The organism is Eubacterium sp. MSJ-33 (genome assembly GCF_022174665.1).
In the GTDB taxonomy this organism is placed as follows: Bacteria; Bacillota; Clostridia; order Lachnospirales; family Lachnospiraceae; genus Coprococcus_C.
On the sequence record NZ_CP076562.1, the window covers coordinates 1431781 to 1448118 of the forward strand.

The window sequence follows — 16338 nt, forward strand, 5'->3', positions numbered from 1 at the left end:
CGCTCAATCCTTTTACATTTCTGCTTTAATTATACTATCTAAAGAAAAAATGTATATACATTACAAATTTGCAAGGAATCGCTTCTAAAAACCAGCGTTTGCATATTAAACAAACATATTCTGCAACATGAATTTCTTCAGTTCTTTTAGTTTTTCACACTTACGTTGATGAAGAGTGATAAGCTTGTCAAGGTTCCTAAAATACTCTCCTATTTCCTTTTGTTCTGCTAATGCTGGAACCAAGACAAATTCTTTTAAAAAATCATTAGCAACAAGATTAGTCATCATTGTAGATGATTTTGTACAACGAGCCATAATTCTACCCATAATTCCTTCGTTGTTGATGAAATACTTCCAATAACTCAAATCATAATCAACAATTGGTCTAAAGACGTCAAAAACATGGGAGACTATGCCATCTCCAATGGTATTCTCAACAAATCTTCCGTGAGCATAATTTTTACTTTTATTTCCTTCAAATGCAATATCACCCAATCGCATAACATTATAGGTTCTCATGTAGTCATCGCCGGATTCTTTTATATCTTGTTTGAAATACATATTTGCCACAGAAATAATTTTATCTGCTCCAAAACTCAAATCATTTTTTTCCGATACTTTAACATATAAATCTGAAAACTTACGCTGTTCCCAATCGTCCGTAAATCCTTCAAATCGAATTTCTGGATTTTTCTCACCATTTTTCGGAAACATTTTTTGCAACATAAATTTTTTGAGTTGTTTTGTTTCGTCACACTTACGCTGATGAAGAGTGATAAGCTTGTCAAGGTTCCTAAAATACTCTCCTATTTCCTTTTGTTCTGCTAATGCTGGAACCAAGACAAATTCTTTTAAAAAATCATTAGCAACAAGATTAGTCATCATTGTAGATGATTTTGTACAACGAGCCATAATTCTACCCATAATTCCTTCGTTGTTGATGAAATACTTCCAATAACTCAAATCATAATCAACAATTGGTCTAAAGACGTCAAAAACATGGGAGACTATGCCATCTCCAATGGTATTCTCAACAAATCTTCCGTGAGCATAATTTTTACTTTTATTTCCTTCAAATGCAATATCACCCAATCGCATAACATTATAGGTTCTCATGTAGTCATCGCCGGATTCTTTTATATCTTGTTTGAAATACATATTTGCCACAGAAATAATTTTATCTGCTCCAAAACTCAAATCATTTTTTTCCGATACTTTAACATATAAATCTGAAAACTTACGCTGTTCCCAAGCGTCTGTGAATCCCTTAAATCGAATCTTCGGTGTATTCATATTTTACACCTCCTCAAGCACACGAATAAACGCCTCGACAGCCTCTTTCGTCGCATCATCCTGGAAGATCAGTTCTTTCATCATTTCGACTAACGCTGCATTTTCCTCTTTAATCTGCTTGTCTGTCTCACACATACTCTGTGTCAATGCCTTTAAGTCGATTTCTTCCTCTTCTTCCGTTGTATCCACATATCTTGGGATATTCAAATTGAAATCATTTGCCACGATGTCATCATAAGACGCAAGATATGCTTCTTTCTCTACCGTCTTACGATTATTATATAATTCCAGAACATAATCGATATGTTCCTCTTTCATCACATTTTGCTTTTTCTCTTTTTCGAACAATTTAGATGCATCGATAAATAACACATCACGTCCTTCCCTATGCTTCTTCAACACGATAATACAGGTAGGAATCGACGTGTTGTAGAACATATTCGATGGCAGACCAATCACGGCATAGATCGAACCATTTTCCAGCAAGGTCTTCCTTATGCTCCCCTCCGCTGCTCCACGGAACAACACACCATGCGGCAACACAATTGCCATAGTTCCTGTCTGTTTCAGATGATAGAAACCATGTAACAAAAATGCATAATCCGCCTTTGATTTCGGTGCCAGCTTTCCACCATAATCCATAAATCGCTCATCCTGTTTGAATCCCTCTGCCGCCGACCAATTTGCAGAATACGGCGGATTCATCGTAACTGCATCAAACTCGGTTTCTTCATCGGTTGGCCAGTCTGCATCCAAGGTATCTCCATTTCGCAGATGCTGATTCTCCGGCAGTACGCCATGCAGAAACATATTCATACGAGCAAGGTTGTAAGTGGATGGCATCAGTTCCTGTCCGTAATATTTGATAAAGTCTGGCTCTGTGGAATAATTTCTACAGCTAAGCATCAACGAACCGGAACCCATACACGGATCATATACCTGCAATCCTTTTTTATTTTCCTGTCCGTTCATCGCGATCCGACATAAGATCTGTGCCGGTCCATGTGGTGTATAGAATTCTCCTGCTTTCTTTCCCGTTTCCGAAGCAAACTGACCGATCAGATATTCATATGCATTTCCCAGTACATCGCCCTCGGTATGAATCAGATCTGCATCGTCCAACACCTTAATTACTTCTGCGATCGTTGCACTCTGCTTCTGATCTCCGGTTCCCAATCGATTTGAATACAAATCTACATCCGCAAAAAGTCCATGAAACAATTCATCAGACTCTTCAATCCGATTAAATGCTGCCTGCAATTTCTCTCGATTGAATGCGTTGTTTTTCGCATCCTTTAAGATGCTGACATAAGTCATGTCCGGATCTAATGTATAATGCAAAGATTCTTTCAATTCCTCCAGCAGCTCCTCTGCATCTTCACTCTCCATAATTTCTTCGTAAGCTGTCTGTGCCTCTTCCAGACTATCCGGCTTTGCATCATTCAGCAGATCATACACTTTTGATAGATACGAATCTGATAAGTATTTATAGAAAACCAATCCAAGCAAGTATGTCTTGTACTCATTGGCGTCCATCTTTCCACGCAGTACATCTGCCCCACTCCATAGTACCTGCAATAAATCTTTTCCTTCTGCCATTTTTATATCCTCCCTCATTCGTCTTTTCTGTTACAATTCACTTACGCTTAATTCTATCATAATTGTACGGATGATAAAAATAAAATTTTTGATTATAGCAACAAAAAGGTCAACCGACATCATATCAGTTGACCTTTTCCTCATATATTGATTTTAAGCCTTTTTATTTTTCTTTGTTTGCACGCACTTCCAGCACTTCTGCAGTAATTGCATCCACATCATATACGGGCGCATATTTCTTCACAATATTATAGATTGGCTGGATATCTTCGAGAGCTTCTTCAAGTTCCCCCTTGCATTTCCCTGCCTCCTGTGCTATAAAGTAAACAGTGTTTACCAAAAGGAGTACAATTATGCGAGAGAGCACAAAAGCGACCAGAGCGACAATTTTACAAAGTGCGAAAGAGATCTTCTTAGAATGCGGCTATCAGGAAGCATCCATGCGAAAGATTGCTGCGCGGGCAGGTATTACGCCCGGTGCGATATACAAGCATTTTTCAGGGAAAGAAGAAATGTTCGGTGAGATATTCGCAGAAAGCGGAAATAAGTTGATGGCACTGAGTGAGTCCATGCTGGATATTGACTTTTCGGCGATGTCCGATGAGCAGCTTATGCAGGTATTTTATTCCCGCATATCCATCCGGACTTTCGAGCTGTTAGAAGATGATATACAGCTCTTCCACATGCTGTTAAAGAACGATTCCGGCACCTATATCCGGAACTTCCGCAAAGTTTATATCGCGCGATGCAACGAATTTGCAACGCGCTTTTATCATGAATTATATGTGCGTGGACTTGCAAAGAATCAGCTATCCGAGAAAACATGTTACATGCTGTCGTTGGCTGAGTTCTCGATGATCTGTGAGATGATCGCCGATGATACCTGCAAGGATGGCTTCACCGTGGAGATGAAGCAGGCATTTTTAGAGGCGATGGATGTGCTGATGCACGGCATCGAAGCGACACTTGGATTACAAATCCAAGATGTGCCAAGTTATTGAGATAGATTTTGCCAAGAAAGGATGATTTAGTTGAAGTACGGATTCTCACAGAAATTATTTGGATATTTTTATCACAGTTCATGCATGAAGCAGGCAAAAAGACAGCATTTGCAGATTGACAGCAAGGCGATCAAACAGGAATACCGTGCCATCCTGACGCGCGCTAAGGATATCGGCAAATCCCGGCTGATGAGTTCCTACTGCATGGGCGCATATTTCATCGCATTAAACCGGAACACAACCTTATCTCCGGAGGAATGCTATGCCCTGTATAAGGACGGGCTCTCCGCCAATCAATTGTTCCACAAGGTCGTGGGAAATGCAGACAGCTATCTCGATGCGAAGAAGCTTCCAGCCCGGAAAAAATGGTCTGCCGATTCCCATAAACGGAAATACGAAAATGACTGGGTCGTTGACATCTTAGAGGGCGGTGCGAATGATGATTTTGAGCTTGGCTACGATTATCATACATGCGGTGTCTGCAGCCTGTGCCGGGATGAAGGCTGTTTCGAACTTGCCAAATATCTCTGCCGCATGGACTATGTGCTTGCCGACATGATGCACATGCGCTTAGTCCGGACACAGACGATTGCCGAAGGTGCAGCCTACTGCGACTTCCGTTACAGCCGGCCGGAGTCCGCTTCCGGAAAGAAATCTTAACAAAAGTCTTCCCGCTTCATGCTTGCCCGCCGCTTCCGGTCCACTTCGATCCATTCATCGAGCGTGAGCGGGACATAATCAGAAAACATGCAGAAACAGTTGATCATCTGACACGGAATTGTGAGTTCCTCTTCCTGCCCGTCCTTACTAAGCACCGAACGTCTGCAGGCTCGTGTCTGATTCTGGAACTCATTGAGCAGATATTCGTCATATGTATTATGCACATGCCCATACAACATATATGTCTTCGGCTCGCCCTTTGCATTCCGGCGGTACTGTCCGTTGTAACACATAACCGGGTAATGACACAAAATGATCTTACGGTTATTATCATTGAGTTCCCTGTAATGTGTAATCCATTCAAAATGGGATCCATCAAACCCAGGCTTTGAAATAAAATGATCGTGATTGCCAATGATCAAACACTTTTTCCCATGCAAACGCTCCAGAATGGCATTTGCTACATCGACTTTTTTTGACATGCAAAAATCACCCAATATCACAACCTCATCCTGTTTCCGCACGCGCGAATTCCACTGTGCAATCATATATTCATTCATAGCCTCACCGCTCTCAAAGCCACGGCAATCCATACGGTCATTCAATTTATCATGACAAAAATGTAAATCCGCAATGTAATAACGCATATATAACTCCTTTTCCCGGTTTCTGTCTTTTCATTTCCTATTTTTCTTTCCATCCACCATGACACTTCGGACATACTCGATTCCACTTATTACCTGCCATTCCATAATAATTGATGATATGTTTACCGATTGGTCTCCCATCATGAGTGCAGAAATTTCGCACCCATACCGTACCACAATCCGGACAACTCACCACATAATGCTCAGTGTTCTTATAAGCGATATTCCCTATTTTTACTCTATGTCCACAATCCCAGCACATAGCATCATAGACTCCAAAATAATGTTCCATGATCATAGTGATCCACACACGCAGATAAATATCCTTCCCCGGAAGAAGATAATATGAGCCAATCCGGTTATCATTGATATATTGACGTGTATCAACAACAGGCCCATCTTCCTCCTCATAGAAATCTCCCTGTGCATTTTCCGTAAAAAATCTGCGCGCCTGCTCCGAAATCAGCATATCTCTGGCATCTGATGGCACTGCAAGATACTTATTGTACTCCGCCCACAGGGACTCCAGCCTCTGCCCGCAATAAGCATGCGGATTACGATCCTGATATACCCATTTCCCAACACAACTATACGCATTGCTATGAAGAATAAATGATCCATCGATCGGCTGTACCTGCGACAATTCCACTATATATTTCTGTAAAGCAACCGTCATAAGATCAGAATACCAGCGTCTGCTTCCATTCTCTCCGGTTAAGTTATTTCGCGTACGGTACTTTGCGTCCAGGCAGAAATGCTTCGTCTGTCCACCATAAGTCATCTGCACATAAAAATCCGGAATCAGCTTCTGCTTCGGTCTGCCACCTTCCGGAAGTATATCCGGCTGCCAATCAACGGTATCCCCAAGAATAAATTCATGATTATAGTAAATATCCACCTGCATCTCATCATCTTCCATTTTTCTGGATACATCATACAACCGTCCTTTCAGTCGAAATACAGAGTCCTTGAAAGTACCATTTTTTAACAGTTGGCTAATATACTTATACAATTGTTTTTTGGAAGAATTTCTATTTCCTTTTCCTGTTTCATCCAAAAACTCAAACCCATAATCCGACACAAATATATGCAACAGCTTCACGAGACACCAACGCTCATACAACTGCTCTAATTTGAGAATTGGAATATCATCCGTCTCGTCATAATAAATCTCCTGAGCAAATTCACTTGCCTGTCTCATCAACTGATACATAGCATGATATTTCGAATTCGAAGCAAATATATTTGTACACCGCAGGTTTTCCCTGCTTAAAGGGATATGAGAAAGCTCTTTCGAATCTCCAAGCTTCTCCATCCTTTTAATAAGTGCATCCCACTTCTGGCTCTGCTGTTTCACAAATTCTTCCGCATGTTCCTGCTGCCACTGTTTCTTCCCACTTTCATCTATGACATGCACCAATTGTCCGATGGAGATAGCGTTCAGACCACCCGCACACTTTACAAAATCCCGAAGCAACATCTTGGTAACCGCCGATCCGTATTCAAGATAATCTTTCTTCTCTGAATAGGTAAATGTCATCGTATCATTTACCCCCTTCTCCCTGACTGTAACTGTGTTTATTTTGGAAATATATATAAGCAGATCATGTGTATTATTCCTATACTCATATCGAACAGTATCTACCAGCTCCACACTTCCATTTATATCGAAGCACACACAGTCATTGCCTTTACACAGGTTTCTGTTCGCCGCATACCGTTGCGCCTCGGAGGCTACATAGTATAAAAAACGGATCAGTTTATAGTTCTTCATACCCACACGAATCCATGTAGTCCCGAACTCGTCCCGCTTCCTTGACATCGCTCCATATACACCTCTCTGCACTCTGTCATCATCCTTATTGAAAGACATAGGATACAGATTTATATATTGCCAGTCTAAGTCTATACCATTTTCAGCAGTTACATCTTTCGGCCTCTTCTGACCGACATCCCATTCCGGTCTCGCAAGAGGAATCCAATTCTCAAGAGGCAGCAAGAAATTGTCTTTTTCAACAACTTCGGTGTCCCCCTGTTGTATCTGATACCGTTCAGCGTGATCAACAGTATTTGTTAGAATCTCATTCTTTACCGTATCAAAATGCCACAACTGCAAGCGTTCTCTGATTTTCTTCAGCTTCTCTCTATCTCTGTCACTACCCGCCTCCTGAAAATCATCCAGATAACCGGATTCCTCATGCGTAATACTCTGCAACGCACTTGCTTTCTGCCGTTTCAAATATGCCTCCATCCGGTTAAAAAACTGCAGGATCATCCGGTTTTCGTAGATATTCCGTGTCTCCTTATACTTGACGGCATGTACATTCGGATTCCCGGTAAACCGGTATTCGAGCAGACTCTTGATCGTCATATTCTTAATCCGATCGACCGGCATCTTCACATATTCTGGTGTCAGCTCCTGCTCCATATTTCCACGCAGCCGTATCCAGGCGTTCTCAATCCGTGATACAAGCTTTTGCATATTCTGAAGCTGATTGTGCTGGGCATTTCCGATAGAAACCTTGGTGTGTGCATTGGTATCCATCAGCAATTCACTTGATATTGCATACAGATCATTGATCATCTCCTGATAATCCTGTGCCTCAATCGACGGTTTACTGGTAACAGAGATCACGTCCTTCGTTCCGTCTGTATAATGAACATAGACCTTCTCCGTTCCAGCGACTGTATAATGGCTACTCTCTGCATCCTGATACTTTCCCTGCACAGCTTTCCAATGCCTTGGCGGCACATAGCCATCTGCTTTTTTTCCAACAAACTTCTGATACGCCGTTTCCTCGCCAAGTGTCACACCGGACACACGCTTCCGGTCATCATCACTTACACGTATCAGCAGATCGGCATTTTGATAAAACCATTCCGAATCCCCACTATCACGCACCTTCGCACGCAGATGGGAATACAAAACAACTTTTGTCTCCCCACCCGGCTGAAATGGTCCAAGCTGTACGCCCAGCTCTTGTAATCGACTTTCCTGCTGCGCATTAAAGCCAGAAGCCCACACATTTCGAATCGGGGCTATACCGTTTTCATCCATCGCACTGAAATCATATTGTGCAGTTCCTAGTTTTATCTCTATCATGCTTTATCTCCAATAATAACTTTCCCCAATTGCCTGCTCACCATTTACATCTGCAATCATCTCGTTCAATTTCTTCTGGGTAAACGGATAATCGTTCTGCTTCAGAGCCTCTGCCACCTGCTCCGCCTCTTCCAGGTTACTCTCGTCAATCCGGACCTCCGATAAAATCTTGTCGTAGATCAGCCAGTCAGCATCCACATCCTGATTCCATAGAAGAATCTGATTGATATAATGGTAAAACCGATTTGATACGCCACTGATCTTCCGAAACAGGTCTGCATTTCTCTGAATTTCTTCCATTTTTTTCTCGAATTTCTCTGTCATTTCACCATTCAAAGAATCCATCTCTTTCGGTAAGAAACTATCTGCAGAGATGATACATCTCTCATACGCCGGAAGATCATCTACTATAGCCTGCAATTTTTCTTTTTCCTGACTTTGCAACACTCCGACACGGATTGGATAACTTCGATCTACCACCTTCGGACTTAAATTCTTAGTTGTCTCATCCATATTGATCGTTCCGATAAAACGCACATTATCCGGAATGCGGAACTTGCCCGGATACAACTGTTTCATACAAATATCCTTCGCCTCTTTACAGTTTTCCTCTGTAATTCCCTGTTTGTCGAGTTCTAATAATCGCATCAGATTCACATTCTGCGTCTGTCCATACAGCGTCAATGTCCGGTCATCCCGCGTCATCGCACTCAGCACCTCTGAGAAATAATATTCCACATGCGCAAGATTCATCTCATCTAAGATAACAAGGTACAACTTGTCCGAATGCTGATTTGCCTCAACCAGACTTTCCAGAAATGGTGTCGAAATATACCGATCCTCAAGTGCATTATAATATCCTAACAGATCATGGTTATCCGACCAGCTAGGTTGAACCGCAACCGGTCTGCATTCCGCTCCGATTGCCTCCGCAACCGCCTGTGGAAGTGATGTCTTTCCGGAGCCGGGTTCTCCCCACAAGATTGTAAGCTGTTCCGTATGCAGGCTATCAAGAAACCGCGTTATTACGGAGCGGTCATACCATAAGTTTTTCTTCTCCCATAAATAGCTCCAGACATAATCTGTAAGTGAAACTGCGTCCATCACAGGAACCGCTTCCGCTATTTCATTTTGTTCTGTTCTCTTAATGATATCCTCCATTGGCAGACCATATTTTTCTGCCACCGCACATAATTCCTGTATTGGTGCCTTATATTTCTTATCAAAGTTCTTTTTCCATTTATCGTATTCTTTCTCAACCGTCTTTTTATTCTTCTCGCATTCTTTTTCTAATTCTTTTTGCTTCTTCTCGTATTCTTTCTGTAATTCTTTTTGTTTCCTCTCGTATTCTTTCTCCAGCTCCTTTTGCTTTACACCGTATTCTTTCTCCAATTCCTTTGGTTTTCTCTCGTATTCCTTCTCCATAATCCTAAGCTCTTCCTTTTTTTTCTTTACTTTGTCATTACATCTATCATACATTTTTTCTAGTTTTCGGCAATCAGTCCGCAGTGTCTTACACTTGTCTTTCCATGTATCTATAATCCGTACATCATCATAATACCTGCAAGCAATCGGCCACCTTTTCGACCATGGCTCAACCTCTTCCAATATAATTTCAAATATATAAATCTTAGAGTCTTCCAATAGAATCTCTGAATCATTGATAATCGAGATTCCACGCATATATCGCAATAGAGGATTTGAGAGAACGTTTTTCTGCCACAAATTATACGGCTCAACTCTCAATGCTGTATATGTCTCCCCTGTCTTCCCTAACTTATCTTTAAATAAAAAACTGTGTACCTTACCCCAAAAAAGAATACCATGTTCTCCTTTCTTTTCATTCTTGTAGATATTCTCCCGCCCAAGCATCTCCTTGATATACGCAATCTGCACATCCTTTTCCCAGACATTAAATTCCTTTTTTGTAGCAATATCCCTCATCTGCTTTCCCTCTCAATTATTCCACAACCACATCATATTTCTGAACATTTATAACCGCCACGCCATCACTTTCAAAACGGATTTCGTCTGCTGTGAGCGGGGTATAAAATGTTGTACTGATTACCTGTTCTCCATCATTCACAAAGATTTCTGCCGAATATTTGTCCATGATAAACCGCAGTTTCAGGCGTTCCTTCGGCGTTTTCAGTTTGATCTTCCGGCTTGCAATCGTATCCCGTGTCATCCCGGAATATGTCCGGTCAATCTCCAGTGTCTGCTTTTCCCTGCGATATTCCAGACTTGTATAATGCTCTTCATTTTTTGCAAATGCAATCGTAAATGCGCGATAATCTCCGCCTGTAACCTCTACCGTCATATCCAGCATACGTCCGGAAACCCCTGGTAATTCGCAACTTCCATTCACTTCTTTGTTCTCATAACAAACCGGCTTTTGACGGTACGTTTCTATCTCCCTTACCGGTCTTTGTACAAGCCGTCCGTCTGTGATTTCTAATTCGCGTGGGATTGTCATCATGCCTGCCCATCCCATAGCGTCTGGCCGGATGTTGGAATGCCATGACTGCATCCAGCCAATCAAAATCCGTCTTCCATCCGGCGTCTCCATCGTCTGCGCCGCATAATAATCAAGCCCATCATCCAGCGTATGTGCACTTGCCCCGTCAAAACAAAAACAGCCATTTTCTTTATCAAATTTACCAAGCACATACACGGTATTATGACCGTTATGAAACTCGCCGGACGCGCACATATCCGTCGGCGAAAATACCAGCACATCCTGTCCATCCATATGAAAGAAATCCGGACATTCCCACATAATTCCAAGCTGTGCATCTGCATTGCTTGCAAACACGGATTCGTATTTCCAATCCAATCCATTTTCAGAAGAAAAGAGTACGATCTGCGGCACATTCTGTTCTGTCCGATTGCCTGCGATCATGTAATAGATGTCGCCCTCTTTCCAGACTTTCGGATCTCGAAAATCCGCTTTACTGAAGCCTTCCGGAAGCATCGCTCCGGTTACGACCGGATTGGATCTTAGCTTTGTATAGTTTTTTCCATCGCCGATTGCAACGCATTGATCCTGATAAGAAAACTTCTTGCCGTCAATTTCTTTTTCCGTTACTCCTGTATAATAAAGCACATGCCCCGCGTCTGACTCCATCCCGGTTCCGGAAAAACATCCGGCATGGTCAAACACATCCTCCGGTGCCAGTGCATCCGGCAGGCAATCCCACTTTATAAAATCTTCACTCACACAATGACCCCAGTGCATCGGTCCCCACTCTGTACTGTAAGGATGATGCTGATAGAATAAATGCACCTTTCCCTGATACATGGAAAATCCATTCGGATCATTCATCCAACCACAGACCGGCGCTACATGAAATGCCGGAAGTTCATCTGTTTTGACTCTGTGCATCTGTACATATTCATTTGCCTTTTGTAAAGTATTCTGCATATTTCTTTTCCTCCCAAAATACGATTTCTTCTCACGAAATAAAACATATTTTTATCTTACCATTTTTCATCTGGTTTTGCTATTTGAATTTTGGTAAACCAGGCATGATCCAATCAGATCCCTTGCATCAAAAAATCTCCCGGATATCGCTACCCGGAAGATTCTTTCTCAAAGCACTCAATTAATTATTATATTTCCACTGTTCGCTCTCTAACTGCACATCAACCATATGCTTATAGAGGCCGTTCTTCTCCTTCAAGACGTCCGGTGTTCCCTGTTCGGCTACCACGCCATCCTTTAATACGATGATCCGATTTACTCCATCGACCGTACGCATACGATGTGCGATGATCAAAACGGTTTTGTTCCGGATCAGCTTGGAGATAGACTCCTGAATCACAGACTCATTATCCACATCCAGTGAAGCCGTTGCCTCATCCATCAGGATGATTGGTGCATCCTTTAAGAATGCACGTGCGATGGAGATTCTCTGACGCTCACCACCGGATAATTCGGAACCATTTTCCCCGATCATGGTATTCCATTTATCCGGTAATTTCTCGATAAAATCCGTACAGTTTGCAAGCCTGGCTGCCGCCATGACTTCTTCGTCCGTTGCCTCCTTACGACCGATCCGGATGTTCTCCATAACCGTGTTGTTAAAGAGTGTCACATCCTGGAACACGATGGAATACAGGGAAAGTAATATCTCCGGCTCGATCTTCGATACATCCATGCCGCCGACTGTGACAGTACCTTTCCGGACATCCCAGAATCTTGCTGCCAGTCTCGATACCGTTGTCTTACCGCCACCAGATGGTCCGATCAAGGCTGTTACCTGCCCCTGCTTTGCCGTAAAACTGACATCGGAGAGCACCTGTTCGCCACTGTCATAAGCAAATGCCACGTGGTCAAATACGATATCATAACCCTTGTTCGTCAGTGTCTCTGCACCGGTCTGCTCTTCATGTGACAAAATCTCATCCATACGCTCACAGCTTGGCTCGAGACTGATCAAGGCTGACAGGTTCTGCAATGCAATCTGCAATGGCTCATACATTCTTGTTACAACAAGCAGGAACACGAACAAGGTCAGTACATTAATCTCGCCTTTTACAAGCAGGATACTTCCGACCAGCGCAACCGTACCGATACCAAGCTTCAGTATCATTTGTGCCGAACATACATAAGCTGCATTCTTAAATTCCAGCACAATTGCATTTTTCTCTACGGCTTTGATCTTCTTATCAAGTCCTTCCATGTACGTCTCTGTCATGTTGTTGGAACGCAGGTCACGGATCGTCTCCAATCCCTCCTGAATTCCATCGAGACAGGAAAGCTTGTATGTCATCGTCTTCTTCTGTACAGACTTCAAGCCCTTTCTCGAAGTCAGTACAATGATAAATGCAATTGGCATCACCCACACAGCGGCAAGCGCCATCTTCCAGTTGAAGAACAACAGACCGATCACAATGATCGTTGTAGAGATCATCGAACCGATCAGCTCCGGAATCCAATGGGAGCTTCCTGTCTCGAGCAATGCACAATCTGACATGATCGTGTTCGTCAGATCGGACAGATCCTTCTTACCGAAGAAGGAAAGCGGCAGGCGGCGGAGTTTCTCGGCAAGCGCACGTCTACGAACACCACTTTCGACATAAGTTGAAAAGAAGGTTGCGTTATATTGGAAATAAGTTGTAACTGCTACAAGTAAAAATACTACAACGATTCCACCGATGAAGAATCCAAGCTTATCCTTTGGCACCTTTCCATCGAGCAGATACGAAGTGAGCTGATACAGAAGACCAACCGGCAGCATCAGCACAAGGTTCGCAATTGTGACTGCCACAAATGCTTTTATCATATTCTTTGCACCGTTTTCGGACAGTGCGTATTTATGTTTCAATTTCTCGATCATGCGGATGCACCTTCCTTTCCTACCTGCCAGTTCACAGCCTTATTATATTCATTCCACATGTGCGTATAGATACCATTCTTTGCCACCAGCGCATCATGTGTACCGGACTCTGCAATCTTTCCGTCCTTCAATACATAGATCTGGTCTGCATTCGTTACAGTTGACAGACGATGTGCAATCATAATCACCGTCTTATCCTTGGACAGATTCTCAAATGCACGCTGTACCTGTCTCTCATTGTCCGGATCTGCAAATGCGGTCGCCTCATCTAAGATTAGGATCGGTGCATTCTTAAGAAATGCACGCGCGATCGACAGACGCTGCATCTCACCACCGGATACGTATGTTCCCTTTGAACCAATCACCGTGTTTACACCCTCCGGAAGCTTCTCGATGATATCGCTGCACTGTGCCTTCTCCAACGCGTCCATTACCTCGGCGTCCGTTGCATCCGGTCTTCCCATACGGACATTTTCCAGAATCGAGGTCTTCAGCAGCTTACTATCCTGGAATACATACGACACCTGGTTCATCAATTCCTTACTGTCAATGTTCTTCACATCCACACCGCCGATCTCGATGCTTCCACTCTTGACATCCCAGAATCTTGCAATAAGCGATGCCAGTGTCGTCTTACCACCACCGGAAGGACCAACAAATGCAATGTGGGAACCCGCCTTAACAGAAAGCGTGATGCCGTCGATGGCATTTGCCTTCGCCGCATCGTAAGCAAATGTCACATCCTTCAACGCGATTGACGCATCCTTCGGTGTCTGCTTATTTGCTGCCTCCGGGAGTTCCTTGGCATTTAATACCTCGTCCATCCGGTTCAATGCATCCTCGACAAGCATCTGTGATTCGCCTGCATACGCAACCTTCATCAGCGTCGTAGTAAGTACCGAAGTCACCAATATGTAGAAGATCAGGTTCAATACGAATTTGTCTGTAACTGCATTTCCTCCTAATGTATACGCGGCTACGATCAACGCAGCGAAAATACCATTACAAAATACTGTAAATCCGATCATCGGAATCATCATGGATTTCGTATAGTCAATCGTCCATTTCTCATATTCATCGATAGCTGCCTTAAACCGCTTGAATGAGAATATCGTCTGGCCAAATGTCTTTAAAACAGGAACGCCTCGCACATACTCCACCGCCTCGGAGGACATCGTCTCTAACGAGTTCTGATACTGCTTCATATCCTCCGCCATCTTCGGTCCCATCATCATCGTACCCATGATAAGAAATGCGAATACAGCAGGAATCAGGCTGATCAGACCAAGGCGCCAGTCAAAGCTTGCCATCAGTACGAGCAGACCGATCGGCGTTGCTCTTGATACGACCTTATCCGGCAGGTTGTGCGCCAGAAATATCTCTGTCGCCGCGGAGGAATCCATAACGATCTTCCGGATCTTTCCGGTTCCTTCTGCCTCCACGTAACCAAGCGGAAGCTTCATGATGTGATTCATCATCGCGGTACGCATATTTGTCTGCACGCGGAATGCTGCCTTATGGGAGCACATCAAAGCTCCGATATAAAGCACCATTGCAAACAGGGCGAATCCGACCGCCTGCCATCCATAGGATGTGATGTGCGTTGCTTTGGAATAATCTGGTCTTACTTCTAAGACCTCCTTTATGATGCGCCACACATCATAAAACGGAATCAGCGCAACCCAGGCACTGATTGCTGCCAAGACGCAGGATGCATAAAAAAAATACTTATGCGTTCCGGCAATTTTCATAAGTCTTGACAATGCACTTTGCTTTTTTGCCTTCATGACAAAACCTCCTTGAACGTTTATTTTAAGTTAGTTTTCACTAACTTGTATTTTATTTTTTTGGCAGTGCACATCGCTATGCACTGCCTGTTATCATATGTCACCAATCCGTAGGATTGATGACCTGCGCACGCATCCGCGTGCTTCATTTTATTTACAATCCAAAAACTGCTTTCCAGCCTGCGAAATTGAAGATTTGTACATTCTTCATAAAGGCTGCTGCCTCATCGTATGGCTTGTCGTGTGTCAGCACCTCGTAGATATACTGCCAGCCGGTTCTGCAGAATACATGGATGAAAAAATCATCGACTGCCGCCTGTTTCTTTGCATACTGCTTTGCAAATATACTGTAATACCTCTCCTCGATTGCCGCGAGTTTGTCAAAATAATCTTCATATTCTGTTCCCTCCGAATGGCAGAACAGAAGCTGAAATTCTTCTTTATACTGATAAATATACGCTAATACCTGATTGGTTCCCTCGTTGCCTTCCTGCATGACCTGATTCATATCCGGGCACTCGGCCGCCTTCTGTATGCTCTGCATATACATCTCCATCAGACCATCCGCCGCTTCCTGCACAAGCGCGGTAAAAAGTCCGCTTTTATCACCGAACCGGGTATATATGGAATTGGTACTGACTCCGCATGCCGCCGATATCCGCCGCATACTGGCATCGTGGAATCCATAGGTAAGGAATTCTTCCTTCGCTGCCTGAAGCAGGGATTCCGTCACACCGACTGTCTCACGTCGCATGAGTTGCTCCTTCTCTTCGTCCGTTTATTGTCGTTATTTATATTGTTTTATTTTTAATAACATCGTTATTATAACAGTGTTATTTTATTTGTCAATAGGGTTGGGATAAAAAAGCAGGTTATTTTTCAAACCTGCTTTTGCCAAAACTATCT

The 16338-nt window shown here is 43.1% G+C and carries 12 protein-coding genes; 2 read left to right on the top strand and 10 right to left on the bottom strand.

Annotated features, from left to right (window positions below; genetic code table 11):
* Positions 1-105 precede the first annotated feature (105 nt).
* From KP625_RS06680 to KP625_RS06690, 3 genes are all read right to left on the bottom strand, one after another.
* Positions 106-1293, bottom strand: a complete 1188-nt coding sequence (locus tag KP625_RS06680) for a restriction endonuclease subunit S (RefSeq protein WP_238299869.1) — start codon at positions 1291-1293, stop codon at positions 106-108.
* A 3-nt stretch (positions 1294-1296) separates the two neighbouring features.
* Positions 1297-2892: a type I restriction-modification system subunit M gene (locus tag KP625_RS06685; RefSeq protein WP_238299870.1), complete on the bottom strand. Its 1596-nt coding sequence runs from the start codon at positions 2890-2892 to the stop codon at positions 1297-1299.
* 163 nt (positions 2893-3055) lie between these two features.
* On the bottom strand, positions 3056-3232 hold the full coding sequence (locus KP625_RS06690) for a hypothetical protein (protein ID WP_238299871.1): 177 nt from the start codon (positions 3230-3232) through the stop codon (positions 3056-3058).
* Positions 3233-3245: 13 nt separating this feature from the next.
* On the opposite strand from KP625_RS06690, the gene KP625_RS06695 reads away from it, so the two are divergent.
* Together KP625_RS06695 and KP625_RS06700 are read left to right on the top strand one after the other, a co-directional pair.
* Positions 3246-3893, top strand: coding sequence for a TetR/AcrR family transcriptional regulator (locus KP625_RS06695; RefSeq protein WP_238299872.1), 648 nt, complete (start codon positions 3246-3248; stop codon positions 3891-3893).
* Positions 3894-3977: 84 nt separating this feature from the next.
* Positions 3978-4553 (top strand): L-2-amino-thiazoline-4-carboxylic acid hydrolase, encoded by a 576-nt coding sequence (locus tag KP625_RS06700; RefSeq protein WP_238299873.1) that lies wholly within the window; start codon positions 3978-3980, stop codon positions 4551-4553.
* Here the strand turns inward: KP625_RS06700 and KP625_RS06705 are convergent.
* The 7 genes from KP625_RS06705 to KP625_RS06735 form a co-directional block, all read right to left on the bottom strand.
* The gene (locus KP625_RS06705) at positions 4550-5200 is read right to left on the bottom strand and encodes a metallophosphoesterase family protein (protein ID WP_238299874.1); all 651 of its coding nucleotides are present in this window, start codon (positions 5198-5200) and stop codon (positions 4550-4552) included. The two genes, KP625_RS06700 and KP625_RS06705, sit on opposite strands and share 4 nt — an antisense overlap.
* Before the next feature lie 37 nt (positions 5201-5237).
* Positions 5238-8303: a hypothetical protein gene (locus KP625_RS06710; RefSeq protein WP_238299875.1), complete on the bottom strand. Its 3066-nt coding sequence runs from the start codon at positions 8301-8303 to the stop codon at positions 5238-5240.
* 3 nt (positions 8304-8306) lie between these two features.
* Entirely contained in the window at positions 8307-10247 is a 1941-nt protein-coding gene (locus KP625_RS06715; RefSeq protein ID WP_238299876.1) for an McrB family protein, read from the bottom strand.
* A gap of 16 nt (positions 10248-10263) precedes the next feature.
* Positions 10264-11727: a glycoside hydrolase family 32 protein gene (locus KP625_RS06720; protein ID WP_238299877.1), complete on the bottom strand. Its 1464-nt coding sequence runs from the start codon at positions 11725-11727 to the stop codon at positions 10264-10266.
* 181 nt (positions 11728-11908) lie between these two features.
* On the bottom strand, positions 11909-13645 hold the full coding sequence (locus KP625_RS06725) for an ABC transporter ATP-binding protein (protein ID WP_238299878.1): 1737 nt from the start codon (positions 13643-13645) through the stop codon (positions 11909-11911).
* Positions 13642-15432: an ABC transporter ATP-binding protein gene (locus KP625_RS06730; RefSeq protein WP_238299879.1), complete on the bottom strand. Its 1791-nt coding sequence runs from the start codon at positions 15430-15432 to the stop codon at positions 13642-13644. The genes KP625_RS06725 and KP625_RS06730 overlap by 4 nt, the downstream gene beginning before the upstream one ends.
* Before the next feature lie 154 nt (positions 15433-15586).
* Positions 15587-16186, bottom strand: a complete 600-nt coding sequence (locus KP625_RS06735) for a TetR/AcrR family transcriptional regulator (protein WP_238299880.1) — start codon at positions 16184-16186, stop codon at positions 15587-15589.
* Between the last annotated feature and the right edge of the window lie 152 nt (positions 16187-16338).